This is a genomic window from Micromonospora fulviviridis (assembly GCF_014648395.1).
GTDB classification, from domain to species: domain Bacteria; phylum Actinomycetota; class Actinomycetes; order Mycobacteriales; family Micromonosporaceae; genus Micromonospora; species Micromonospora fulviviridis.
Genome location: NZ_BMRA01000011.1, coordinates 236,175 through 260,763, shown reverse-complemented (window position 1 = coordinate 260,763; position 24,589 = coordinate 236,175). Strand labels below are relative to the sequence as shown.

General features: G+C 74.0%; 20 protein-coding genes. 6 read left to right on the top strand and 14 right to left on the bottom strand.

The window, feature by feature from the left end; genetic code table 11:
* Window positions 1–39: 39 nt before the first annotated feature.
* Window positions 40–543, top strand: a complete 504-nt coding sequence (locus tag IEY96_RS26660; protein ID WP_189197550.1) for a MarR family winged helix-turn-helix transcriptional regulator — start codon at window positions 40–42, stop codon at window positions 541–543.
* A 262-nt stretch (window positions 544–805) separates the two neighbouring features.
* On the opposite strand, the gene IEY96_RS26655 is transcribed toward IEY96_RS26660, so the two are convergent.
* The 4 genes from IEY96_RS26655 to IEY96_RS26640 all read right to left on the bottom strand — a co-directional run bounded on the left by IEY96_RS26655 (window position 806) and on the right by IEY96_RS26640 (window position 7,124).
* Window positions 806–3,490: an ATP-binding protein gene (locus tag IEY96_RS26655; protein WP_189197549.1), complete on the bottom strand. Its 2,685-nt coding sequence runs from the start codon at window positions 3,488–3,490 to the stop codon at window positions 806–808.
* Between the two features lie 124 nt (window positions 3,491–3,614).
* Window positions 3,615–4,769, bottom strand: a complete 1,155-nt coding sequence (locus tag IEY96_RS26650) for an acyl-CoA dehydrogenase family protein (RefSeq protein ID WP_189197548.1) — start codon at window positions 4,767–4,769, stop codon at window positions 3,615–3,617.
* 80 nt (window positions 4,770–4,849) lie between these two features.
* Window positions 4,850–6,382 carry an acyl-CoA carboxylase subunit beta gene (locus tag IEY96_RS26645; protein ID WP_189197547.1) on the bottom strand — a complete coding sequence of 511 codons (1,533 nt, stop codon included), beginning with the start codon at window positions 6,380–6,382 and terminating at the stop codon, window positions 4,850–4,852.
* Between the two features lie 100 nt (window positions 6,383–6,482).
* Window positions 6,483–7,124 (bottom strand): TetR/AcrR family transcriptional regulator, encoded by a 642-nt coding sequence (locus tag IEY96_RS26640; RefSeq protein ID WP_189197546.1) that lies wholly within the window; start codon window positions 7,122–7,124, stop codon window positions 6,483–6,485.
* 35 nt (window positions 7,125–7,159) lie between these two features.
* On the opposite strand from IEY96_RS26640, the gene IEY96_RS26635 reads away from it, so the two are divergent.
* Window positions 7,160–7,498, top strand: a complete 339-nt coding sequence (locus tag IEY96_RS26635) for a rhodanese-like domain-containing protein (protein ID WP_189197545.1) — start codon at window positions 7,160–7,162, stop codon at window positions 7,496–7,498.
* Window positions 7,499–7,591: 93 nt separating this feature from the next.
* Here the strand turns inward: IEY96_RS26635 and IEY96_RS26630 are convergent, their stop codons facing one another.
* From IEY96_RS26630 to IEY96_RS26620, 3 genes are all read right to left on the bottom strand, one after another.
* A complete protein-coding gene (locus tag IEY96_RS26630) occupies window positions 7,592–8,512 on the bottom strand; it encodes a hydroxymethylglutaryl-CoA lyase (protein ID WP_189197544.1) in 921 nt (306 codons plus the stop codon).
* A 160-nt stretch (window positions 8,513–8,672) separates the two neighbouring features.
* Window positions 8,673–10,010 (bottom strand): acetyl-CoA carboxylase biotin carboxylase subunit, encoded by a 1,338-nt coding sequence (locus tag IEY96_RS26625; RefSeq protein ID WP_189197543.1) that lies wholly within the window; start codon window positions 10,008–10,010, stop codon window positions 8,673–8,675.
* Window positions 10,011–10,106: 96 nt separating this feature from the next.
* Window positions 10,107–10,733: a TetR/AcrR family transcriptional regulator gene (locus IEY96_RS26620; RefSeq protein ID WP_189197542.1), complete on the bottom strand. Its 627-nt coding sequence runs from the start codon at window positions 10,731–10,733 to the stop codon at window positions 10,107–10,109.
* A 113-nt stretch (window positions 10,734–10,846) separates the two neighbouring features.
* Between IEY96_RS26620 and IEY96_RS26615 the strand changes: the two genes are divergently transcribed.
* Window positions 10,847–12,040, top strand: coding sequence for an MFS transporter (locus IEY96_RS26615; protein WP_189197541.1), 1,194 nt, complete (start codon window positions 10,847–10,849; stop codon window positions 12,038–12,040).
* Between the two features lie 3 nt (window positions 12,041–12,043).
* On the opposite strand, the gene IEY96_RS26610 is transcribed toward IEY96_RS26615, so the two are convergent.
* A complete protein-coding gene (locus tag IEY96_RS26610) occupies window positions 12,044–13,198 on the bottom strand; it encodes an FAD-dependent monooxygenase (RefSeq protein ID WP_189197540.1) in 1,155 nt (384 codons plus the stop codon).
* A gap of 103 nt (window positions 13,199–13,301) precedes the next feature.
* Here IEY96_RS26610 and IEY96_RS26605 point away from each other — a divergent pair, with 103 nt between their 5' ends.
* Window positions 13,302–13,877, top strand: a complete 576-nt coding sequence (locus IEY96_RS26605; protein ID WP_189197539.1) for a TetR/AcrR family transcriptional regulator — start codon at window positions 13,302–13,304, stop codon at window positions 13,875–13,877.
* Window positions 13,878–13,953: 76 nt separating this feature from the next.
* On the opposite strand, the gene IEY96_RS26600 is transcribed toward IEY96_RS26605, so the two are convergent.
* The 4 genes from IEY96_RS26600 to IEY96_RS26585 all read right to left on the bottom strand — a co-directional run bounded on the left by IEY96_RS26600 (window position 13,954) and on the right by IEY96_RS26585 (window position 19,331).
* On the bottom strand, window positions 13,954–14,856 hold the full coding sequence (locus IEY96_RS26600; protein WP_189197538.1) for a sulfurtransferase: 903 nt from the start codon (window positions 14,854–14,856) through the stop codon (window positions 13,954–13,956).
* Window positions 14,857–14,990: 134 nt separating this feature from the next.
* On the bottom strand, window positions 14,991–17,930 hold the full coding sequence (locus tag IEY96_RS26595) for an RHS repeat domain-containing protein (protein WP_189197537.1): 2,940 nt from the start codon (window positions 17,928–17,930) through the stop codon (window positions 14,991–14,993).
* Window positions 17,931–18,111: 181 nt separating this feature from the next.
* Window positions 18,112–18,558 carry an imidazolonepropionase-like domain-containing protein gene (locus tag IEY96_RS26590; protein WP_189197536.1) on the bottom strand — a complete coding sequence of 149 codons (447 nt, stop codon included), beginning with the start codon at window positions 18,556–18,558 and terminating at the stop codon, window positions 18,112–18,114.
* A 2-nt stretch (window positions 18,559–18,560) separates the two neighbouring features.
* A complete protein-coding gene (locus tag IEY96_RS26585; protein WP_189197535.1) occupies window positions 18,561–19,331 on the bottom strand; it encodes an SGNH/GDSL hydrolase family protein in 771 nt (256 codons plus the stop codon).
* Window positions 19,332–19,592: 261 nt separating this feature from the next.
* On the opposite strand from IEY96_RS26585, the gene IEY96_RS26580 reads away from it, so the two are divergent.
* Both IEY96_RS26580 and IEY96_RS26575 read left to right on the top strand, forming a co-directional pair.
* Window positions 19,593–21,134, top strand: coding sequence for a hypothetical protein (locus IEY96_RS26580; RefSeq protein ID WP_189197534.1), 1,542 nt, complete (start codon window positions 19,593–19,595; stop codon window positions 21,132–21,134).
* A 22-nt stretch (window positions 21,135–21,156) separates the two neighbouring features.
* Window positions 21,157–22,815, top strand: coding sequence for an outer membrane protein assembly factor BamB family protein (locus IEY96_RS26575; RefSeq protein ID WP_189197533.1), 1,659 nt, complete (start codon window positions 21,157–21,159; stop codon window positions 22,813–22,815).
* Window positions 22,816–22,899: 84 nt separating this feature from the next.
* Here the strand turns inward: IEY96_RS26575 and IEY96_RS26570 are convergent, their stop codons facing one another.
* Together IEY96_RS26570 and IEY96_RS26565 are read right to left on the bottom strand one after the other, a co-directional pair.
* Complete coding sequence (locus IEY96_RS26570) at window positions 22,900–24,030, bottom strand: TolB-like translocation protein (protein ID WP_189197532.1); 1,131 nt, start codon at window positions 24,028–24,030, stop codon at window positions 22,900–22,902.
* The gene (locus tag IEY96_RS26565; protein WP_189197531.1) at window positions 24,027–24,557 is read right to left on the bottom strand and encodes a SigE family RNA polymerase sigma factor; all 531 of its coding nucleotides are present in this window, start codon (window positions 24,555–24,557) and stop codon (window positions 24,027–24,029) included. The genes IEY96_RS26570 and IEY96_RS26565 overlap by 4 nt, the downstream gene beginning before the upstream one ends.
* Between the last annotated feature and the right edge of the window lie 32 nt (window positions 24,558–24,589).

The following is a 24,589-nucleotide window of genomic DNA, read 5'->3' as shown; positions in this document are numbered from 1 at the left end:
AGCAATATTCCCTGTGTCAAGGACTGCTAGGATGGCAGCGTGGACGAGAACGTGTTCGACGACCCGCGGATCACCGCCATCGGCCTCCTCTTCGAGGCCAGCGCCGGCCTGTCGGCCCGGTTCGCCGCCCAGTTCGAGGAGCACGGCCTCTCACCGGTCGAGTTCGAGGTGCTGATGCGGCTCACCCGGTCACCGGGTCACCAGCTGCGGATGACCGACCTCGCGGCGCAGACCTCCCTGTCCACCAGCGGCGTCACCCGCGTGGTCGACCGGATGGAGCGCGACGGCCTGCTCCGCCGCCGGGCCTGCCCCTCCGACCGGCGCAGCTCGTACGCGGTGGTCACCGCCGCCGGCCTGAGCCGACTGGACGCGACCCTGCCCGGCCACCTGCAGATCATCGAGGAGTGGTTCACCGGCCAGCTCGCCCCGGCCCAACTGGAGGCGCTCCTGGACGGCCTGCGCCGGGTCCGCGACGCGGTGCACCCCGGGGCGACCGCCGGCAGCACCGAGCCCGCGCAGGCCGGGCAGGCCGCCGGCTGCTGACCCGCCGCCCGGGCCGCCGGCACGCGCCAGCCACCGGCAGAAAGACCGGCAGAACCACCCGAACACCGGTCTATACCGGTGCAATGACCCTCAAATCGCCCACTCGCGCTGGATAGGCTTCCGGGCAGCGGGGGGCACCGGGGGGTGCCGGCGCGAGCGATGCAGCGAGGGGCAACACCAGGGGGCTTCTTCGCTCGCGCCACCCCCGCGCCTTAATCTCCCGCCCGGTTCCAATCGCGCCAGGTTCCAGTCCCGCCGGATTTCAGTCCCGCCGGACAGCGCGCTCCCGGCGGGCCAGCAGCGCGTAGAGCAGTGCCTCCTCGCGAGGCAGCAGCCGGATCCCGGTGGCCCGGCAGACCCGGTCGAGCCGGTCCAGCACCCCCACCTCGGCGGTGCTCGCCGCCAGCCCGACCAGCGCCTCGACCAGATCCCGCCGCTCGCCGCCGCCGGCGAGCTCGGCCGCCGCGGTGCGGTCCTGCCGCTCCCCGCCGCCGGTGGCGTGCTCGGCCGCCGCGGTGAACCATTCCGCCGCCAACTCCCGGTCCCCCCGGTGCAGTGCGAGATGGCCCTCGATCAACGCGCAGACCGCGTCCTCCGGCCGGGCGCCCCCGCCCTCCGGGTCCAGGGTCTCGACGCCCGGCGGCCGGCGCTGTCCCGGCACCGGGCGCGACGGCCGCAGCTCGGCCACCATCTCCAGCGCCTCCTCCGCCCGCCCGTCGAGGGCGAGCGCCAGGCCGATCGTGGCGAGCACCTGGCGCCGCCGGCCCGGGTCGCCCAGCTCGACGAGCGCGCCCGCCACCCGCCGCCCCTGCTCGGCCGCGTCGACGTACCGGCCCTCCAGCCGGGTCACCTCGGCCAGGTCGGCGCGGGCCATCAGGCGGAGCCGCTGCTCCCCGCACTGGGTGGCCAGCCGGTCGACCGCCGCAAGCCGGCGCCGCGCGCCCGCCAGGTCCGCGACCCGCACGTCGTGCCAGGTGAGGTGGTACTGGGCCACGGCCATCTCACGGACCCGGCCGTGCCGGGTGGCCAGCTCCAGCGCCGCCTCGGCCTGCTCCCGGGCCTCGCCGTGGGCGCCGACACCGCGCAGCAGCACGCAGAGCATCGAGCGGGCCGACAGCTCCCCGGTCACCTCCCCGGCCGCGCGGAACATGGCCAGCGCGTCCCGGGCCGCCGGCAGCTCCATACCGCCGGCACCGTGCTCGGCGGCGAGCCGCGCCACCCCGAGCAGGGCCCAGGCCCGCAGCACCGGCGGCGCGTCGGCGGTACGCGGGTCGGCCAGCAGCCGGCGCAGCCAGCGGCGCCCGGAGACGTCCCGCCCGCGCAGCCGCCACCAGCGGGGCAGCGCCGCCGCCAGGCGCAGCGCGGTCACCGGCTCGTCGTCGGCGGCGTGCGCCAGGGCGGCGGTGATGTCGCTGGTCGCCTCGTCGAGCAGGTGCACGGCCGCGGGCAGGTCCGCGCCGACCAGGTTCGGCGCGGTACGCAGCACCAGCCCCGCGACGACCAGCGCGTGCCGGCGCCGGATCCGGGTCAGCTCCCCCTCGACCGCGGCCTGCTCGGTCGCGAAGTCGCGGACCGCGTCCAGCAGGCGGAACCGGAACGGGCCGGCGCCCCGCACGCTGAGCAGCCCGAGTTCCCGCAGCCGGTCCAGCAGCGGGACCGCGTCCCGCCGCTCGCCGCCGTCGGCGAGCAGGTCCTCGGCCAGCTCCACCGACCAGCGGTTGCGGAAGGCGGAGAGCCGGCGCAGCGCCGCCCGTTCGGCGGGCGCGAGGAGGTGGTAGCTGGTCGCCACCGCCTCGCGCAGGGTCACCGTGCCGGCGGCGAGGTCGGCGGGCTCCCAGCCGGGGCGTACGCCGGCCAGGTCGAGGACCCGGTCGCCGTAGCGGTCGAGCAGTTCGGTGACGTCGAGGATCCGGCCGCGCGCGGCCATCAGCTCGATGGCCAGCGGCAGCCCGCCGAGGCGGCGCACCAGCGCGGCGAGCGCCGGCAGCTCGGCTGGGGTGGGTGGCTCGCGGCGCACCCGGGCGAGCCGGGCGGTGAAGAGGGCCGCCGCCGGCCAGCGGGCCAGTTCCGCCGGATCGACCGGCTCGGGACCGGCCGGCGGCACGTCGAGCGGCGCGACCGGCCGGACCAGTTCGCCGGGGAGCCCGATCGGACGGCGGCCGGTGACCAGCACCCGCAGCGTCGGCGCCGCCGCGACCAGGGCGCGCAGCGCCTCGGCGACCGGCACGGGAGCCCGCTCCACCGCGTCCACCAGCAGCAGCGCGGGTCGGCCGGCGAGCCGGCAGGGGAGATCGGCCAACCGGTTCACGCCGAGCACGGCGGCCGAGGCGGCGAGCACGTCGGCGGCGTCCGAGCCCTCGCCGACCAGCACTCCGGCCACGCCGGCCGGGTGCTCGGCGGCCGCCGTGTGGGCGACCGTGAGGGCGAGCGCGGTCTTGCCGACCCCGGCCAGCCCGACCAGGCTCACCACCCGATGCTCGGAGAGCAGGGCCACCAGCTCGGCGACGTCGCGGTCCCGGCCGAGCAGCGGGACGGGCTGGGGCAGCGCGATCGGCGTACCCGAATCGGTGGCGGCGGAGCCGGTGACCGGAAGGTGGCTCGCCGCGCGGCCGGGCACGGCGGCCTGGGCGGCGTCGGGACCGCCGACCGGGAGGTGGCTCGCTGCCCGGCCCGGCACGGCGTGGGCCGGGGCCGGGCGCGCGGCGGCGAGGAACGCCTGCCGGACCGGGCCGGTCAGGCCGAGGGCGTCGGCGAGCAGGTCGACGGTGGTGCGCTGGGGTCGGGTGGCCCGCCCCCGCTCCAGATCACGGACGGTTCGCACGCCGACGCCGGCCCGGGCGGCCAGCTCGGCCTGGGTGAGGCCGGCGGCGAGCCGGTGCCCGCGCAGCAGGTCGGGTAGCTGGGCACGGCCACCCGGGCTCCGCGAACGATCATGATCGGGAGTCATGGGCACGAAGAGTACGGATCGGGTCGGACGCTCCACAGCCCATCGTCGGCCAGCCGACCGTCCCCTGCGGATATCCGACAGACGGCTGACCCGCCCGGGCCCGACAGGCTCGGGCGGGCGCGGCTCACATGCCGAGATCGCGGGCGATGATCATGCGCTGCACCTCGCTGGTGCCCTCGCCGATCTCCAGGATCTTCGAATCCCGCCAGAAGCGGGCCACCGGGTACTCGTTCATGAAGCCGTAGCCGCCGTGGATCTGGGTGGCCTCCCGGGCGTTGTCCACCGCGATGGTGCTGGCGTGCAGCTTGGCGATGGCCGCCTGCCGCTTGAACGGCTCGCCGGCCAGCATCCGGGCGGCCGCGTCGTAGTAGGCCAGCCGGGCGGTGTGCGCCTTCATCTCCATGTCGGCGACCTTGAACTGGATCGCCTGGTACGCGCCGATCGGCCGGCCGAACGCCTGGCGCTCCTTCGCGTATTTGACGGACTCGTCGACGCAGCCCTGGGCGAGGCCGACGGCCAGGGCGGCGATGGCGATCCGCCCCTCGTCGAGGATGCGCAGGAACTGGGCGAAGCCGCGGCCGCGCTCGCCGAGCAGGTTCGCCGCCGGCACCCGGCAGTCGTCGAAGGTCAGCTCGTGGGTGTCCGAGGCGGTCCAGCCGACCTTCGAGTAGCCGGGAGCGACGCTGAAGCCGGGCGTGCCGGACGGGACGATGATGGTGGACAGCTCCTTGGAGCCGTCCGGCTTCGTGCCGGTGACCGCGGTGACCGTGACCAGCGCGGTGATGTCGGTGCCGGAGTTGGTGATGAACGCCTTCGAGCCGTTGATCACCCACTCGTTGGTCGACTCGTCCAGGACCGCCCGGGTCTGGGTGCCACCGGCGTCCGATCCGGTGCCCGGCTCGGTCAGCCCGAAGCCCGCGAGGGCCTCGCCGCTGAGCAGCTTCGGCAGCCACTGCGCCTTCTGCTCGTCGGTGCCGAACCGGTAGATCGGCATGGCGCCGAGGGAGACCGCCGCCTCGAGGGTGATGGCCACGCTGGAGTCGACCCGGGCCAGTTCCTCCAGGGCCAGGCAGAGGGCGAAGTAGTCGCCGCCCATGCCGCCGTGCTCCTCGGGGAAGGGGAGCCCGAACAGGCCCATCTTGCCCATCTGGCGGATGATCTCGTACGGGAAGGTGTGCTGCTCGTAGTGCTCGGCGATGGCCGGGGCGACAACCTCACGGGCGAAGTCCCGCACGCTCTCCCGCAGCGCCTCTTGTTCCTCGCTGAGCCGGAAGTCCATCTGATCCTCCTGGTGGGATGCCTTTGTGGACGGCCGCCGGGCGCTCGTGACGCCGGGTCGGGTGGTGCGGGTCGGGTGGGTCAGACCGGGGTGACGCCGTGCCGGCGCCTGGCGAAGTGCCGCTCCTTGCCGCGTGCGGCGGCGAACCGGCGGACCAGCTCGGCGCGCAGCTCGTGCGGCTCGACGATGGCGTCCACCACCAGCTCGCTGGCGAGCCGGACGATGTCGATGTCGCGCTCGTACTCCTCGCGCTTCGCGGCGACGAAGGCGGCCCGCTCGGCCTCGTCGGAGATCGCGGCGATCTTGTTGGCGTAGACGGCGTTGACCGCGGCCTCCGCGCCCATCACCGCGATCTTGGCGGTGGGCAGCGCGATGGTGGCGTCCGGCTCGAAGCCGGGGCCGGCCATCGCGTAGAGGCCGGCGCCGTACGCCTTGCGGACGACCACGCAGATCTTGGGTACGGTCGCCTCGGAGATCGCGGTGATCATCTTGGCGCCGTGCCGGATGATGCCCTGCTTCTCCACGGCGCTGCCGACCATGAATCCGGGTACGTCGCTGAGGAACAGCAGCGGAACGTTGAACGCGTCGCAGAGCTGCACGAACCGGGTCGCCTTGTCGGCCGAGTCGACGAAGAGCACGCCGCCCTTGAACATCGAGTTGTTGCCGACCACGCCGACGACCTCGCCGTTCAGCCGGCCGAAGCCGATGGTCAGCTCCTTGGCCCAGAGCGCCTGGATCTCGAAGAAGCTGCCCTCGTCGAGCAGGCCCTTGACGTAGCGGCGCATGTCGAACGCCTGCCGCTCGCTCGCCGGCACCAGCGCGGCCAGGTCGGCCTTCTCCGGCGCCGGCGCCGCCTCGGCGGCCGGCGGGGCCTGGGTCCAGTTGGTCGGCAGGTAGGACAGGTAGCGCTTGACCACGTCGAGCGCCTCGGCCTCGGTCTTGCAGAGGAAGTGCCCGACGCCGGACTCGGCGCAGTGCACCTTGGCCCCGCCCATCGCCTCCAGCGTGGTCTTCTCGCCGGTGACCATCTCGACCATCCGGTCGGAGCCCAGGTACATGCTGGCGTTGCCGTCGACCATGGCGACCACGTCGCAGAAGGCCGGGATGTAGGCGCCGCCCGCCGCGCTCGGCCCGAACAGGGCGCAGACCTGCGGGATCGAGCCGGAGGCGCGGACCTGGTTCCAGAAGATCTTGCCGGCGCCGCGCCGGCCGGGGAACAGGTCGACCTGGTCGGTGATCCGGGCCCCGGCCGAGTCGACCAGGTAGACCATCGGCACGCTGGTCGAGTAGGCCCGCTCGATGATCCGGATGATCTTCTCGACGGTCCGCGCGCCCCAGCTGCCGGCCTTCACCGTGGAGTCGTTGGCCATGAGGCAGACCGGCCGGCCGTCGATGGTGGCGGTGCCGGTGACCACGCCGTCGGCGGGCAGCCCCTCGGCCATCGCGTTGGCGTAGAGCCCGTCCTCGACGAAGGAGCCCTCGTCGACCAGGTACGCGACCCGCTCGCGGGCGAACAGCTTGCCCTTGGCGGCGTTCGCCGCGTGGTACTTGTCCGCACCGCCGGCCTTGGCGCGCTTGCGCAGCTGCTCCAGGGCCTCACCGTCGAGCGTCACGCCGACTCCCATTGCCACCGGCCGCCTCGTGGGCGCGCCGACCGACCTGAACGATCGTTAGGCTATCCCATCGGCACCCCCTCCGGCGACCCCGCCGGGTTCAGCCGGTGAGGGCGTCGGCGAGCGCGAGCACGGCGGCCCGCAGCCGCTCGTCGCCCAACTCCTCGCGCACCCCGCGTACGTGCTCGGCGGCGAGGGGGGCGAGCAGGGTGTGCGCGTCGGCCACCGGGTCCTCGCGCCCGGCCAGCAGCAGCGCGACGTGCCGGCACCAGAACCGGTAGGCGCCGATCCGGTAGCGGGCCCCCGGTGCCGCGGTCTCCGAGATCCGGACCAGGTCGAGATGGCCGAGCAGGTAATCGAGGTAGGCGGAGACGAAGGCGCGCAACCGATCGCGCGGGGGCGGCGCCGCGCCGGCCGGGCCGGGCCCGAGCGGAGGCGGGCCGAAGAGAATCGCCTCCTGGAGCGCTCGCTCCTGCTCGTCGAGGAGCGCCACGGCGAGACCGGCCTTGTCCCCGAACCGGCGGAACAGCGTCCCCTTGCCGACCCCTGCGGCGGCGGCCACGGCGTCCATCGAGACGGCCTCCACGCCCCGCTCCCGGAACAGGATCGCCGCCGCGTCCAGCACGGCCGCCCGGTTGCGCGCGGCGTCGGCGCGCTCCCGGGGCGGTGAGCTACGCAACTCCAGCAGTTCCCGCGGCGGGGTGGCATAAGCGGACTGCGGTCCGCTAACGTTCCGAGGCATAACCGGACTGTAGTCCACTTCCACAGGAGGATGCCATGACCGCCCTCATCACCCGCGACGAACTGCGCGCCGCGATCGACGCCGGCACGGTGACCGTCGTCGACGCGCTCGGCGGCGAGTACTACGCCCGGCAGCACCTGCCCGGCGCGATCCCGCTGGTCGAGGCCGAGGTGGCCGAGCGGGCCGGCGAGCTGCTGCCGGACCGGCACGCCGCCATCGTCACGTACTGCTCCAACCCCGCCTGCCCGAACAGCGGGCGGGTCGCCGACCGGCTCACCGCCCTCGGCTACACCGACGTACGCAAGTACGCCGCGGGCATCGAGGACTGGGTGGCCGCCGGCCTCCCCACCGAATCCGGCGCCCTCACCCGCTGACCCGCACCTGCGCCAGCGCTGTCGGATCAAGGGGTTTGCGTCCGTCCAGGCCGGATCCGGACGCAGACCCCTTGATCGACGCGGTCCGGGAGGTCAGGAGGGGATCGGGGTCAGGCGGGTGCGCGGGCCGGCGCGGAGGACGCCGGAGGGGAGCTTCTTGCCGACCAGGTGCTCGGCCAGCTCGGCGGCCTCGATGAGGGCGTCCAGGTCGATCCCGGTGTCGATGCCCATGTCGTGCAGCATGTGCACGGCCTCCTCGGTGGCCAGGTTGCCGCTGGCGCCCGGGGCGTACGGGCAGCCGCCGAGGCCACCGACGCTGGCGTCGAACTCGGTGATGCCCAGCTCCATGGCGGTGAGCATGTTGGCCAGCGCGGTGCCCCGGGTGTTGTGGAAGTGCAGCAGCACCGGCACGTGGGCGTTGCGGTCACGGACCGCGGTGACCAGGTCGCGGACCCGCCGGGGCGTACCCATGCCGGTGGTGTCGCCGAACGCCACCCGGTCGGCGCCGTCCCGGACCACCCGGTCCACGATGCCGGCCACCCGCTTCGGGTCGACGTCACCCTCGTACGGGCAGCCGAAGCTGGTCGCCACGATCACCTCGGCGGTCGCGCCCGCCCCGTGCAGCAGGTCGATCAGCTCGGCGATGTCGTCGAGCGACTCCTCGGTGGAGCGGTTGACGTTGCGCCGGTTGTGCGTGTCGCTGGCCGAGACCACCACCTCGATCTCGGTGAAGCCGGCGGCGAGGGCGCGCTGGGCGCCCCGCGTGTTCGGCACCAGCGCGGAGTAGCGCACCCCGTCGGCCTTCGTGGCCCGCTGCCACACCTCGTCGGCGTCGGCCATCTGCGGGATCGCCTTCGGGTGCACGAAGGACACGGCCTCGATCCGCCGCACGCCCGTGCCCGAGAGCGCGTCGATCAGCCGCACCTTGGCCTCGGTCGGGATCGGCTCCTCGTTCTGGAGCCCGTCCCGCGGCCCGACCTCCCGGATGGAGACGAACTCCGGCAGTTCCGCCATAAGGGGTCACCTCACTGTGACGGTGTTACGTGATGGGTACCCCCAGCATCCCACCCCGCCCTTCCTGGGGACCGTGATCATGAGGTTGGCGGCGACAGGACGGCCAGAGACTGCCGCCAACTTCATGATCAACAGGGGTGGACAGGGGTGGGCGGCCGGGTCAGCGCATGCGGGAGACGATGCCGGTGTCGTAGTCGCCGGACAGGAACTCGGGGTTCTCCAGCAGTTCGGCGAAGAAGGGGAGGTTGTTCTTCGGGCCGGCGATCTCGAACTGGGCCACCGCCGCCCGTGCCCGCTGCACGGCCTCGTCGCGGGTGGCGCCGCTGATGATCAGCTTGGCCATCAGGCTGTCGTAGAACGGGGTGACCGTGTTGCCGGCGACGTAGCCGGAGTCGACCCGGACACCCTCCCCGGCCGGCTCGTTCCAGGTGGTGATCGCGCCCGGACCGGGCAGGAACCGCTTCGGGTCCTCGGCGTTGATCCGCAGCTCGATGGCGTGCCCGCGCGGCGCGAGCGCGTCCGGGTCGAAGGTCGGGGCCAGCCCGGCGGCCACCCGCAACTGCTCCTCGACCAGGTCGACCCCGTAGACGTACTCGGTGACCGGGTGCTCGACCTGGAGCCGCGTGTTCATCTCCAGGAAGAAGAACTCCCCGGTGGTGGGGTCGAGCAGGCACTCCACCGTGCCCGCGTTGCGGTAGTTGACCGCCTCGCCCGCCCGTACCGCCGCCGCCAGGAACCGCGAACGCAGTTCGGGCGAAACCGCCGGGGACGGGGACTCCTCGACCAGCTTCTGGTTGCGCCGCTGCACCGAGCACTCACGCTCGCCGAGGGCCACCACCCGGCCGTCGGCCAAGCCGAGGATCTGCACCTCGACGTGGCGTACCCGGGGGAAGTAGCGCTCCAGCAGCACCGAGCCGTCGCCGAACATCCGCTCGGCGAACGAGCGGACCTTGTCGTACTCGGTGCGCAGCGCGGCCTCGTCGGTCGCCACGCCCATGCCCATGCCGCCGCCACCGGCCGCGGCCTTGACCATCACCGGGTAGCCGATCTCCGCGGCGGCGGCGACCGCCGCGTCCAGGTCGGCCGCCGGCTCGGTCGTGCCGGGCGCGACCGGCACCCCGGCCGCCGCCATCAAGTTCCGGGCGTTGATCTTGTCGCCCATCGCGGTGATCGCGTCCGCGCCGGGTCCGACCCAGATCAGGCCGCTGGCCTCGACGGTACGGGCGAAGTCCGCGTTCTCGGACAGGAAGCCGTAGCCGGGGTGGATCGCCTGGGCGCCAGTGTTCCGCGCGGCGGCGAGGATCGCCTCGACGTTGCGGTAGCTGAGGGCGGGATTGGCCGGGCCCACGCAGACCGCCTCGTCGGCCTCGGTCACGAACGGCAGGCCGGCGTCGGCCTCCGAGTGCACCGCGATCGCGCGGATCCCGAGCTTCTTCGCGGTACGGATGATCCGGCGCGCGATCTCGCCACGGTTGGCCACCAACAGCGATTCGAACAAGGAAGGGTCCCCTCTCAACGCTTCGTGCATAGCAGGGGCCTCTTCTTAACACGCGGACGGCGCGCGCGCTTAACGGGCGTTAAGGCGCGTCGCGCGTCAGGCCGGGTTGGTGGGGGCGAGCAGGGCGGCCAGGGTCGCCCCGCGCAGCAGCTCGGCCCGGCGCCGGCGGTCCACCTCGCCGCCGAGGAACGGGGTGGAGTTCATGAGGCCGAACGCCGCGTGCGCGAGCACCCGCGCCTCGCCGTCCGGCAGCCCCGGGTGCAGCGCGGTCAGCACGGTCACCCACTCCTCGACGTACATCCGCTGGAGCCTGCGGATGCGGCGGCGCGGCTCGTCCGGGAGGCGGTCCAGCTCGTGCAGGTGCAGGGCGATCACCGCCGGGTTGGCCAGCGCGAAGTCGACGTGGAAGTCGATCAGCGACTCCAGGGTGCCGCGCGGGTCGTCGGGGTGGTTGGCGGCCCGCTCCTTGCCGCCGGCGAGCAGCCCCTCGCTGACCGGGATCAGCGCGGCGACCAGCATCGCCTCCTTGCCGGCGAAGTGGTGGTAGAGCGCCGGGCCGGTGACCCCGGCGGCGGCGCCGATGTCGTCCATCGACACGCCGTGGTAGCCGCGCGCCGCGAAGAGCCCGACCGCGATCTCCAGGATCTCGTCCCGCCGGGACCGGCGCCGGCCCGCACCCGTCGCGCCGTTCGCCGCGCCCCGCGCCTGCTGTTCCACCGCCACCGGGCCAGCCTAGACCGCGCGCCCAAGCTGGTGGAGTCTCGGTTACCCGTCGGTCGCCTCACACCCCGCGCCCCTTGACCCTCGACCGGGTTGAGGCCGCAGGGTCCCTCGCCATGACCGCTACCGCGCTCGGCCGGGACTACCGGCTGCTCTGGTCCGCCGCCGTCTCGTCCCGGTTCGGCGACGCGCTGCGTACGCCGGCCCTGGCCCTGCTGGCCGCCGCGCTCACCCGTGACCCCCGGGCGATCGCCGCGGTGACCGTGGCCGGGCAGCTCCCGCCGCTGCTGTTCGGGCTGCTCGGCGGCGCCTACGCCGACCGGTGGGACCGGCGCCGGACGATGGCGGCGGTGGACGGGACCCGGGCCGTGGTGGTGGCGGCGCTGGCCGTGCTGGTCGCCAGCGGCCGGGCCGGGGTCGCCGCGCTGGCCGCCGCCGCGTTCCTGCTCGCCACCCTGGGCACGCTCTTCGACGCGTCCGCCTTCGCCCTGCTGCCGTCCCTGGTGTCGCCGGCCGCCCTGGCCACCGCCAACGGCCGGCTCCAGGCCGGCACGTCCGTGGCGGGCGGCCTCCTCGGCACCCCGCTGGCCGGCGTCCTCTTCGCTCTGGCCGCGTCGCTCCCGTTCGCCGTGGACGCGCTCACCTTCGCCCTCGCGGCGGTCCTCGTCCTCGCCCTCCGCCCGCTGCCGCCGGTCCCGCCCCGGCCGACGGGACCCGGGGTGTGGCGGGAGGCGTGGGCCGGGGTGCGGTGGGTGCGCCGGGACCGGGTGCTGTGGGGGGTCACCCTCGCCTCGGCCGGGTCGAACCTGGCGATCAGCGGGGTGATGGCGGTGCTGGTGCTCTACGCGCTCGGGACGCTGCGGGTGCCGGCGTCGGCGTACGGGTTGTTCGCGGCGGGGGTGGTGGCCGGCGGGCTGCTCGGGGCGCTGGTCGCCGGGCGGGTGGCGGCCCGGTTCGGCACCCTGCCCGCGCTGCGCGCGGTGCTGCTCGGGCAGACCGTGGCGCTGGCCGGGTTCGCCCTGGCCCGCGGCCCGCTGACCGGGGGTCTGGCGCTGGCCGGGTTCGCCACCGGCACCACGATCTGGAACAGCCTCTGGTCGGCGTACGGGCAGCGGAACGTGCCGGCGGAGCTGCTCGGGCGGGTCGGCGCGGCGCAGCGGGTGGTCGGCCTGGCCGCCGCGCCGCTCGGGGCGGCGCTGGCCGGGCTCGCCGGCGAGGCGTACGGGGTGGGCCCGGTGATCGCCGCGGCGGCGGGTGTGTTCGCCCTGGTCACCGCCGCCGCCTGGGGAACGTTCCGCAGCACGGCCTGATCGTCAGCGGCCGGCCGGCTCGAAGCCGGCCAGCCGTACGGCGAGCCGCTGGCGGACCGGGTGCAGCCCGGAGGCGGTGCGGAGGAGCAGGTCGCGCAGAGGGCGGGCGACCGGCGGGACGGCGGTGAGCCGGGTGAGCCCGGCGGCGAAGCCGAGCACCTCCTCGGCGAGCGGGCGGCGGGCGGCCGCGTACCCGTCGAGGAGCGTGTCGGGGCCCCCGGCGAGCACGGCGGCGAGGGTGTCGCCGAGGGCGACCGCGTCGCGGAGGCCGAGGTTCATCCCCTGCCCGCCCGCCGGGCTGTGCACGTGCGCCGCGTCCCCCGCGAGCAGCACGGGGCCGGACCGGTAGCTGCCGGCGATCCGGTGGTGGATCCGGAACCGGGAACTCCAGCGCACCTCGGTGACCCGGTCCGGCCGCTGGACCGGCCCCCGCTCGTCGAGCAGCTCCTGGAAGTGCCGGGCCTGCGGCTCGCGGGGCGCGTCGGGCACCTCGGCGACCAGCCGCACGGTGCCGTCGGGCAGGGGCGCCCAGACCAGCGGCCCCTGCCGGGCGAGGAAGAGGTTGACCTGGTCGCGCGGCAGCGCGCTGTCCACCCGGACGTCGGCGAGCAGGAACGACTCGCCGGGGTCGGCCGGGCCGCCGAAGTCGATGCCGGCCAGCTCACGGACCGGGCTGCGCATGCCGTCGGCGCCGACCACCCAACGGGCCCGGACCGTCCGCCCGCCCGCGAACGTCGCGGTGGCGCCGGCGCCGTCGAGGTCGAGGCCGGTCAGCTCGTACGGCCGGAGCACCCGCCCGCCGAGCGCGGTGAGCCGGTCGGCGAGCACCGCCTCGGTCTCCGCCTGGGAGACCAGCAGCGCGTACGGGTAGCGGGACGGCAACCGGTCGAAGGGAACGGTGAGCAGCACCCGGTCCCGGTCGCGGACGGTGAACCGGCTCGACGGCAGCCCGCGGTCGGCCAGCGGTGCGGCGACGCCGATCCGGTCCAGCACCTCCAGGGTGCCGGCGTGCACCACGGCCGCCCGCGAGGTGACCGGCGGGCTGGCCAGCCGGTCCACCACGGTCGCGGTCACGCCGTGCCCGGCCAGGGTCGCGGCCACGGCCAGGCCGGTCGGTCCGGCTCCCACCACGAGGACGTCGGTGCGCTCGGGAAGCATCGCTCCACCTCCAGGTTGTCAACAACTGTTTGCCAACACTTGTTGACAACGGTAGGCGCGGCGCGGTTTCTATGTCAACGCCTGTTGGCCTACAGTTGTGGGCATGACCGATACGGCACCCCGCGCCCGCCGCTCGGACGCCACCCGGGCGGCCATCCTGCGCGCCGCCCGGGAGCGCTTCGCCGCCGACGGCTACGAGCGGGCCACCATCCGGGCCATCGCCGCCGACGCCCGGATCGACCCGTCCATGGTGATGCGCTACTACGGCAGCAAGGAGGGGCTCTTCGCCGCGGCGGCCGAGTTCGACCTCCGCCTGCCCGACCTGGGCGCCGTGCCACCGGACCGGCTCGGCGAGACGCTGGTGCGCCACTTCCTCCGCCGCTGGGAGGGCGACGAGACGCTCGCCGCCCTGCTCCGGGCCGCCAGCACCAACCCGGGAGCGGCCGAGCGGATGCGCCGCCTCTTCGCCGACCAGCTCGCCGCGGCCGTGGCCGGCTTCGGCACCGACCCGGCGAACACCGCCCGCCGGGCCGGCCTGGTGGCCAGCCAGATCCTCGGCCTGGCCTTCACCCGGTACATCGTCCGGCTGCCACCGGTGGTGGAGATGGCCCCCGACGAGCTCGTCGCCTGGGTCGCACCGACCCTCCAGCGCTACCTGACCGGCCGGCCCGAGAGCTGACCCCCCGGGTTCCACCTCCCCCGGAAAACGAAAGGTCCCCGCGGGCGACACGCCACGCGGGGACCGGCCGGCCGGGTCAGCCGGCGACGCTGCCCGGCTCGTCGCCCCGCACGACGGGGGCCCGAACCAGGTTGCCCCACTCGGTCCACGAGCCGTCGTAGTTGCGCACCCGCGGGAACCCGAGCAGGTGGTGCAGCACGAACCAGGTGTGGCTGGACCGCTCGCCGATCCGGCAGTACGCCACCACGTCGTCGGACGGGCTCAGCCCGAGCTGGTCCACGTAGATGGCGCGCAGCTCGTCCACCGGCTTGAAGGTTCCGTCCTCGTTCGCGGCGGCCTTCCACGGCTTGCTCACCGCGCCCGGGATGTGCCCGCCGCGCAGCGCGCCCTCCTGCGGGTACGCCGCCATGTGCAGCATCTCGCCCGTGTACTCACCCGGCGACCGCACGTCGACCAGCGGCCGGCCGGCGCCCACGTGCGCCATCACCTCGTCGCGGAACGCCCGGATCGGCGCGTCGTTCCGCTCCGGCACCGGGTAGTCGGCGCGCGGTCGGGTCACCTTGTCCTTGGAAATCTCGCGCCCCTCGGCGACCCACTTCATCCGCCCGCCGTCGAGCAGCCGGACGTCGGCGTGGCCGAAGAGCCCGAACACCCAGAGGGCGTACGCGGCCCACCAGTTGAAGTTGTCGCCGTAGAAGACCACGGTGTCGTTGCGGCCGATGCCCTTGGCGGCGCACAGCTCGGCGAAGCTCTTGGCGTCCAGGTAGTCCCGCGTCACCTGGTCGTTCAGCTCGGTGTGCCAGTCGACCTTCACGGCGCCGGGAATGTGGCCGGTGTCGTAGAGCAGGACGTCCTCGTCGGACTCGACCACCACGAGGCCCTCGTCGCCCAGGTGCTCGGCCAGCCACTCCGTGGTGACCAGGCGCTGCGGGTCGGCGTACGACTGGAGGTGCGGATTCGGATCTGTCGGCACAGGCATGAGCCCCAAGGTACGCCGGATCACCGGGTCGCGACCGGGCATCCCGAATCGGGGTCGCCGGAGGTGGCGGCCCACACACGACCGGCCCACCACCCGGGCGAGGGTGGTGGGCCGGCCGGCTCGGTCGAGGGCGGTCAGCCCTGGACCACGAACCAGTAGTAGGTGTAGTCCGAGCGGTTGCCGGCCTTGTCGACCGCGTACACCGAGATCGGGTACCAGCGCGCATCGGTCGGGGTGAGGGTCACCGAGGCGGTGCCGTCGGCGCCCGCCGGGACGGTCACCTCGGGCCCGTTGTCGAACTGGTAGACGTACTTCTCCACGTCGGGCATGCGCGGGGCGAAGGTGAAGACGCCCGGCACGCCCACCCCACCGCCGGCCTCACCCGACGGGTAGGTCGTCGAGGTGACGGTCGGGGCGGTGCTGACCATGAAGGAGTAGGTGGCCTCCGGCGACAACTCCCCGGCGGCCGAGCGGGCCCGGACCGTCAGGGTGTTCCGGAAGCCCCGGTCCGGGGTGACGGTCAGCTCGGCGGCAGTGCCGTCGGTCACCGCCACGGTCTGCTCCGGCCCGTCGTTGAGCCGGTAGACGAACGCCACGGTGTCCGGCAGCTCGGAGTCGAAGCGGAAGGCCCCGGCCACGCCGATCCCGCCCTGCGGGTCGTACTCGTTGTAGAGGTACGAGATGATCGTCGGCTTCGGCTCCCGGACGGAGAAGGCGTACTGGCGCGACTGGGTCAGCGTGCCGTCGCCGGTCTCCCCGACGACGGTCACCATCTGCCAGCCCGAGCGCTCCGGCGTCCAGGTGACCGAGGCGGTGCCGTCGGCCGCCGCGTCGATCGTCTTCTCCTCCTCGCCGTAGAACCCGTAGTGGTACTTCACCACGTCCGGCCGCTGTGGCGTGAAGGTGAAGACCCCGGCCACGCCGGGCAGGCCGCTGTTGGTCTCCTTCGGGTACTGCGCCGAGTCGACCAGCGGGGCGTCGTTCACCAGGAAGGTGTACGTCCGCTCCGGCGAGACGGTGCCGTCCGCGGTGACGCTGCGGGCGACGAGGGTGTGCGTCCCGCCCTGGTCGGGCGTCCAGCTGACCGAGCCGTAGCCGTCGCCGTCGGCGTCGACGCTCTGCTCCGCGCCGCCGTCGAAGCGGTAGCGGAAGGCCACCGTGTCGGGCACCTCCGAGCTGAAGTGGAACTCGCCGGCCTGGCCCGGCCCACCGGCCCACAGGTCCGGCCGGTAGGGGTCGCCCCAGATGCCCGGCAGCAGGTCCCGCACGGTGAAGTACCAGGTCGCCGGCTCGGACTCGGTGCCGTCGCGGCTGACGCTCCACACTGCGAGGTGGGTCCAGCCGGCCTCCTTCGGCGCCCAGGTCACCGAGGCGGTGCCGTCGGCGTTCGCGGCGACCGTGGCCTCCTCGCCGTTGAACTGGTAGCGGTAGCTGACCGTGTCGGGCAGGCGCGGGGTGAAGGTGAAGACGCCGGGCACGCCCTGGCCGCCGCTGAAGCCGTACTCCTCGTAGACCGTCGCCGAGATCTTGGGCTCGGTGAGCAGCGTGAAGCTGCGCGTGGTGGTGGCCGCCACCCCGGCGGCGGTGAGGCTGGTGACGGAGAGCGTCCGGTAGCCACCCCGGGTGGCGGTGACGGTGATCGAGGCGGTGCCGTCGGCGCCCGCGTCGACGGTCTTCTCCGGGTCGCCGTCGAGGCCGAAGCGGTAGCGCACCACCCCGTCCATCCGCGGCCGCACCTGGAAGGTCGTCGCCACCCCGATCTCGGTGAGGGTGCCGTCGACGATCGGCGAGACGTCGCTGGCGCGGAAGTCGTACGTGGTGGTCGCCGACCGGTTCCCGGCCGCGTCGAGGCTCCACACGCGGAGGTAGTTGATGCCGGCCCGCGGGGTCAGCGTGACCGTGGCCGTGCCGCCCGGCCGGTCCGCGGCAACCGTCTTGTCAAGCTGGTCGTTCAGCGAGTAGCCGAAGCCGACCGCGTCGGCGGCGCCGTTGGCGCCGAAGGTGAACTGGCCGGCCACGGCCGGCGGCCAGCCGTCCCGGGGGAAGTCCGTGGAGGTGACCGTCGGGGCCGCGGCCGGGCCCTGGAAGTCGGTCCGGAAGTAGCAGACCGGGCTCCACTCGCCGGTGGCCCGGCTGTCCGCCGCGCGCATCTGCCAGGCGTACGTCCGGTCGTGCGCGAACAGGTCGTAGCTGAACCGGCCGACGGCCCGCTCGCCGTCGCGGGCGGTGTCGGTCCGCTCGATCCGGGCGTCCGGCTGGTCGACCGGCCAGAGCGCGACGGTCGCGGTGAGCTGGTCGGTGCCGCCCGAGTCGTTCCGGTCCTGATCGTGCAGGATCGCCGACAGGCCCAGGTCACCCCGGCGGACCAGCTGGTACGGCTCGGCCGTGGTGCAGTCCTTGCCGGAGGTCTGGAGGTCCGTCGGCACGCCGGGCCGGAAGTTGTGGTCGATGGAGAGGCCGGCCTTGCTGGCGTACTTCCGGGCCAGCGTCGGGTCCGCCTCCACGGCGGCGGGCAGCCGCAGCGAGAGGGTCAGCGTCGACCTACCCTCGGCGAGCGCCTGGCGCAGCCCCTCCGTGGCGTCGAAGCCCACGTAGGGAGCCGGGCAGCCGGACTGGTTCGGCAGCCTGGTCGTGTCGATCCGGGCCAGGTCGGCCGGCGGCTTCAACCAGCTCGACTTGACCGTGTACGGCCCGGTGCCCCACAGCTCGATCTCCGGGCGCTTGGTGCAGTCCGGCGCCGCGGTCTCCTTCACGTCGAGCTTGGCCAACTCGATGTCCGCCCCCCGGTAGCGGGAGATGTCGAAGGTGAAGTAGGCGCGCGAGGTGTGGGGGTGTCCCTCACCGTCCAGCCAGGTGCCGACCGGCACGTCGCCGGCCCGGTCGATGTTGTTCTTGCTGGGCAGTCTGGAGTCGGTCCAGGCCCAGGAGGTGTTGGTCTCGTAGCGCACGTCGTAGGCGGCGGCCGGCGCGGCGGTCGCGACGACCGTGCCGGCGGCGACCATCATGGACAGCGCGGCGGCGAGCAGACTTCGACCACCGGTGCGCGACGGATTTCGTGCAGGTATGAGGGCCATCCCTCATCCACCTTTCCCCGATTTCGACCCCGGGCACGATCGCCGGGGGCAGCGGATGTTATCCAGCGGGGAAGACATTCGGCGATCCCGATTCCGACGCGGCATCCCACATTGGACCTGCCGTCGCGGAGATTCACCCGTTGGGCCGGGGCGGCGGTGGTCCGGTCAGGCGTGCCCCCCGTCAGGCGCGGCGGTGCACCAGCCGGCCGGCCACCACCGTGGCCAGGCAGGAGCCGTCGGCGCCGAAGACGGCCAGGTCGGCCCGGCCACCGACCACCAGCGCCGGCGGCCGGGCGGCGGCGAGCACCGCCACCTCGTTCCGCGCGGCGGCGGCCCGCAGTGCCGGGTCGGCGACGTGGTCGGCGAGCACCGCGGCGGCACCGAGCCGGAACAGGGCGTGCACCCGCTCGCGCGGGGTCGGCGCGGGCGGCAGCGGCCCGTCGTGCACCAGCGCCGGCCCGAGGGTGCCGGCCCACCGACGCACCCGCACCTCCGGGTACGCCCCGGTCAGCTCTGCCAGCGGCGCGACGGCCTCGACCCGGTCGCCGGTCACCAGGACGGCGTGACCCGGCCGGGGCTCGTCGTCGAGGGTGAGCCGCAGCAGGGACGCGGCGTGCAGGGTCCGCACCGTCAGTCGAGGGTGATCGGCCCGAGCACCGGCCGCTTGGCGGTGACGAAGTCGCCGGAGGAGCGGCCGGTCAGCCGGCGCTTGATCCACGGGGCCAGGTGCTGGCCGGCCCAGCGCAGGTCGGCCGCCCGGGCGGCCAGCCAGGGGGTGGGGGCGGGGTGCGGCGGCACCATCAGCCACTCCTCGTCGCAGCCCACGCCGAGCGCGGTGAGCACCTGCCCGGCCACCCTCCGGTGCCCGGACGCCGACAGGTGCAGCCGGTCGGTGCTCCAGAGCATCGGGTTGAGGTAGGCGTCGTCGGCGTACAGGTCGACCAGGATGGCGCCGTGCCGCTCGGCGACCTCGCCGACCACCCGGTTGAGCAGGGCCACCCGGGGAGCCACCAGCCGCTGCCCGGGCAGTCGGGCCATGACGTCGGCGAACCGGAACAGCACCACGTCGGCGCCGCCGGAGCGCAGCCGGCCGACCACCGCGTCGAAGCGCGGCACGAAGGCGTCCGGATCGAAGGTACGGCGCAGCACGTCGTTGCCGCCGGCCGCGAAGCTGATCAGGTCGGGCTTCATGGCCAGCGCGGCCGGCACCTGCTCGGCCACGACGTTCGGGAACAGCCGCCCCCGGATGGCCAGGTTCGCGTACCCGAAGTCCGGGCCGGCCTCGGCGGCGAGCCGGGTGGCGACCAGGTCGGCCCAGCCCCGGTAGGTGCCGTCCGGATACGCGTCGTCCATGCCCTCGGTGAAGCTGTCGCCCACCGCCACGAAGCTGCGCCAGCGCACTGCGCCTCCCTCTGACTGACCCGGCAAAGCCGTCGGCCAGTCTCGCACCGACCGCCCGCTCACCGCCCGACCCCCGCACGGGACGTGGCGGAGGTCATCGGGCGGCGACCGTGAGCGGAGTCATCGGGACAAATGTCCCACTTGATGGGTCCGGGGCAGAAACCGTCCGCCGGATTATGGATGATGTTGCCCGTCATCCGGTCCGGGGGCGGGAGGCGCCCGCCGCTGCGGCTGGTCACCGACGGCGCGAACGAGGCACGCATGACCCAGGGACACCCGGCCGCCCACCCGGGCGCCGGTCAGCCGCACCCGCCGGGCCAGGCGTACCCGGCCGCACCGCCGGGCTTTCCCGCCGCACCCGGCTACGGGCCGCCGGGGGCGTACCCGGGCGGGCCGGGGCAGCCGGGGTTCGGGCCGTACCCGCCGGCCCCGCCGCCGCGGCCGAAGTCCCGGCGCGGCCTCTGGATCGGGCTCGGCGCCGGGGTGCTGGTGTTGACCCTCTGCGCCGGCACGGCGATCGGCGTGGGTGTCGGGCTGAGCAACCGCGGCGAGGACGCGGCCCCGAAGGCCGCCGCCGTGGCCAACGGGGTGACCGTCACCCAGCAGGAGTTGGACGACCTGCTGGCCCGGCACAGCAAGGCCCTCGCCGACAAGGACCTCAAGGGCTACCTGGCCCCCTTCGACCCGGCCCGCAAGGACCTGGTCGCCGGGCAGACCCGGCTCTTCACCAACCTGGGCAAGCTGCCGCTGGCGGTCGGCCAGTACCGCACCGTCGCCCAGCAGGGCCGGACCACCGACAGCTTCGGCCGGGGGGTCAGCTTCCAGCTCGACGTGTCCTTCGTGCACCAGTTCGAGGGGTACGACCTCACCCCGGTCGCCGAGTGGTACCGCTGGACCGTCGTCCGGGAGAGCCAGGGCGCGCCGCTCAAGGTCACCGCCGTCACCGGGGCGCCCGCCGCGCTGGGCAACTCGAAGACCGTCTACTACCCCGGCCCCTGGGACAAGTGGCGCGACATCCACGTCGAGCGCACCGCGCACACCCTGGTCATCACCGACGCCGCCCTGGCCCCCGAGGCGAAGCGGTACGCGCCGGTCGCCGAGGCGGCCGTGGCCGACGACTTCGCCGCCTGGCAGGCCGGCGGGGTCAGCGCGAACATCCCGAAGGGCTTCGTCATCAGCCTGGTCAAGGGCAAGCCCGACCTCGGCTCGCTCTACCGGATCAACAAGGAGGAGACCACCGAGGCCGGCGTCTCGATCGGCATGGTCTCCACCGAGCGGCAGAAGGGCGTCGACATCGGCGGCAGCCGGATCGTGATCGACGTGGCCGACCGGTCGTTCTTCGCCCCCGGCGACCGGCGCGGGCCTCGGGAGATCTTCCGGCACGAGGTGGGCCACTCGCTGGTCGCCAGCCTGGAGGACGCCGACAAGCAGGACTTCTTCGACGGCATCGAGAACTGGATCGTGGAGGGCTTCGCCGAGTACCTGGCCCACCGGGGCGAGCCGCTGAGCTCCAGCGGCCGCACCGCCCAGGCCCGGTCGCTCGTCCGCTCCGGCGACTGGGACGGCACGCTGCCGGGCAACGTCGACTGGGACTCGCCGGGGCGGCTCAGCTTCCACTACTGGCTCGGGCACGCGGCGATGACCCACCTGGCGGAGAAGTACGGCGAGCAGAAGCTGTTCCGGTTCGTGACCGCCCGCTACCAGGGCGCCACCGCCGACCAGGCCAGCCAGCAGGCGCTCGGCGTCCCGCTGGCCCAGTTCCAGTCCGGCTGGGCGGCGTACGTGCGGGCGCAGGCGCGGTGAACGGGAATCCGAGGAGCGAACGATGACGACCCCGCAGTCCCCGTGGCAGCCGCAGCCCGGAACGTCGGGTGGCTGGCCGGCCCCGCCGCAGCCCCAGTACCCGACACAGGCCGGGGCGCAGGTCCCGCCGCCGGCCGCACCACAGGTCCCGGCGGGAGGGGCGCCCCAGGCCCCGCAGCCGGGCTGGACGCAGCTGCCGCAGGCTCCACCGACGCAGGGCGGGCACCCGGGCTGGGCGCCGGTCCCGCAGGCCGGTCAGCCGGCGTACCCGGTGGCCGGCCACCCGGCGTACCCGGCGGCCGGTCAGCCGGCGTACCCGCCGCAGGGTTGGCCCGGGGCGGCACCGCCCCCGCCGGCGGCACCCGGGCGGCGCGGGCGCCTGGCGCTGCTCATCGCGGGTGGTCTGGTGGCCGTGCTGGCCGTCGGCGCCGGCACCGCCTGGGGAGTCTCCCGGCTGGTCGGCGGCGGCGCGGGCGACGACGACGAGCTGAAGACCGCCTGGGTGCTGGACTTCCCCGAGCGGCAGGACACCGGCCTGACCACCTACGACCAGCAGGACATGTTCGGCGCCTGGCTGGCCGGTGACACGGTGGTCCGGGCCCAGGGGGACGGGCTGCTCGCCTACCGGCTCTCCGACGGCGGGCAGGCGTGGGGCGCGCCCGCGCCGGAGGGCACCTCGCTCTGCGTCGCGGCGCAGGCGGTGACCGAGGGCCGGGGCGCGGTGGCGGCCGGCTCCGAGCAGTCCTGCAACACGGTCGCCGGTTTCGACCTGAGCAGCGGCAAGCTGACCTGGCAGGCGAAGTTCCCGGCGCCGGTCCGCGAGGGCCGGGACGCGCTGGCCGCGCCCGACCTCTCCGTCGCCGGCCAGCAGGTGATCGTCCGCTCCGGCGACACCATGATCGGGTTCTCCCTCGCCGACGGGAAGCAGTTGTGGCGCACCACCGGGGAGAAGCTGCTACCCGGCCGGGACTGCGGATTCAAGGACATGCGGGCCGCCGGGGACCTGGTCGTCGTCACCTACGGCTGCTCCACGGGCGGTGAGGTGGACGCCCTCGACCCGGCCACCGGCAAGGTGCGCTGGCGGCAGCGGCTGCCCGAGGCGAAAGTCACCGACGGGGTGCTGAGCGTGCGGCCGCTGATCAGCCTGCCCGGGCTGGGGCACGAGAGCTACACGGTGCGGGACCCGAAGACCGGCCGGGAGACGGCCTCGTTCACCGACCCGATCGACGGCACCGAACTGTGGGACGTGCCGCCCAACCGGTCCAACGCGATCGACGGTCCGGCCGTCTACCAGTGCCTCGGCGACGACGAGACGCTCTACTACCCGACGTTCCCGAAGAACGTGCCGAACTCGGGCCGGTCGGCGAACCAGATCATCGCCATCGACCTGGCCACCGGCAAGCGGCGCTGGATCTCCTCCGGGCACAGCGCCAGCAAGGTCGAGCTGATCCGCCGGGACGAGCAGGGCCTGCTGGCATGGGAGACCGGCGACCGGCGGAAGCTGCCGCCGCGGCTGGTGCGTATCGACCCCGCCACCGGCAAGGTCAGCCCGGTGGCGAAGGGGCCGCTCTCGGCCGGCTTCGAGGGCGAGGAGGCCAAGGTCCTCGAGCGGGACGGGGTCGTGGTCATCGTGCCCTGGAAGCACGTCGTGGCCGACCGGGCGATCACCGTGCTGCGCTGAGCAGGGGCGGACCACCGTTGGTCCGCCCCTGCTCAGTCGCATTTCTCAAGGGAGGGTTGCCGTCGTGGAACCGTGGTCGACGGTTCAGGGCACGTACGCCAGCAGCACCCCTGAGGTGGTGGGCTTGGTGACCGTGCCGAGCGGCGCGAAGGTGCTGTCCAGGACGCTGATGCCGGTCCTCCGCGTGACGATCACCTTGTTGTCGACGGTGAACAGGATGCTCCAGATGTCGCCCTTACCCGGCAGGTTCACCACCTTGCTCGTGGTGGTGTCGACCACCGCGAAACTGCCGTCCTCGCGGGACACGTCGGTGGGCTGCCAGCCGACTGCCACGTACCGGCCGTCCATCGAAACGCTCTGGGCCCGCCAGCCGTCCCAGTGCGCGGCCTCGTCCTTCGGCGGCGTGTAGGAGTAAAGCCGCGACTGTGTCCCGTCGCTGACGTACGGCTTGTTTCCCTCCCCCATCGCGGCCAGCCACCTGCCGTCGGCCGACCAGCACCGGTCGGTCTCCTGGCCCGGGTCACCGTCCACCCGCTTGTTGGCCGCCAGGTCGAACAGCACCGACTCCTGGGTCTTCTTGTGCACCATCAGCAGGTCACCGCCCTTCCACACCAGTGGGCGGGCACCGAGGCAGTTGACGTCCTCCAGGAGCTTCGTCGAGCCCGGCTTTCCGATCGTGCCGGCCAGGAGCACACCACTGGTGCCGCCGTCGGTGCTGTCCTGCACCCAGGCCACCCGCTTCCCGTCCGGAGAGACGGTGATGGTGTTGGACTCGCACCCGGTGGGGGCGGACGGAATCTGGTAGACCACCTGGTCCGAACTGCCGCGGACGGCGTGGATCCGGGCCCTGGTGGACGCCGGGGCCTCCAGGTAGTAGCGGGTGCCGGTGAGAACGGACGCCGGCTTCACCGGCGAACCGCTCGGCGAGGCGCTGTCCGACGGCGACGGCGACGGCGTCGGGGTGACCTCGACCGGGGGCCAGGTGCTGGTCACCGACGGGCCGGCGGGGGCGGGTGCCGGCCCCTGGCCGTTCGGGCGGATCGCGAGGGCGGTCCCGGTCGCGGCGGCCAGCACCACGAGGGCGGCGGCCGAGGTGGCGACGGCCCGCTGGATGCCGAGCCGGCGGGACGTACGCAGGGCCCGGTCCCGCAGGTCGACCGGGGTGACCTCCTCGGCCAGCCCGGCCAGGTCGAGTCGAAGGCGGTCCTGGTTCATCGGGCGCTTCCTTCCGTGACGTAGAGCTGGGCGAGTTCCGGGGCGACGGTGCGCAACTTGGCCAGGGCCTTCGAGGTCTGGCTCTTGACGGTGCCGACGGTGACGCCGAGCAGGTCGGCGGCCTCGGACTCGGTGCGGTCCTCGAAGAACCGCAGCACCAGCACGGCCCGCTGTTTGGCGGAGAGCTTCGCCAGCGCGGCCCGGAGGGTCAGCCGGAGCGTGGTCTGCTGGGCGTGGTCGGGAGCCGAGTCGCCTCCGCGCGGCTCGGGCACATCACCCGGCATCGACTCGGCCACCCGGCGGCGCCGCCACCAGGAGACCTGCAGGTGATACATGATCTTGCGGGTGTACGCCTCGGCGTTGCCGCTGTCGTGCAGCCGGCTCCACGAGCGGTGCGTCCGGGCCAGGGCGGACTGGACGAGGTCCTCGGCCAGGTGCTGGTCACCGGTCAGCAGGTAGGCCGAGCGCAGGAGTGCGGGGGTACGGGTTCGCACGAACGAGTCGAACTCACTCAGGAGAGGGTCCACACGAGCCGATCCTTGGGGTCAGGTGGTGCATC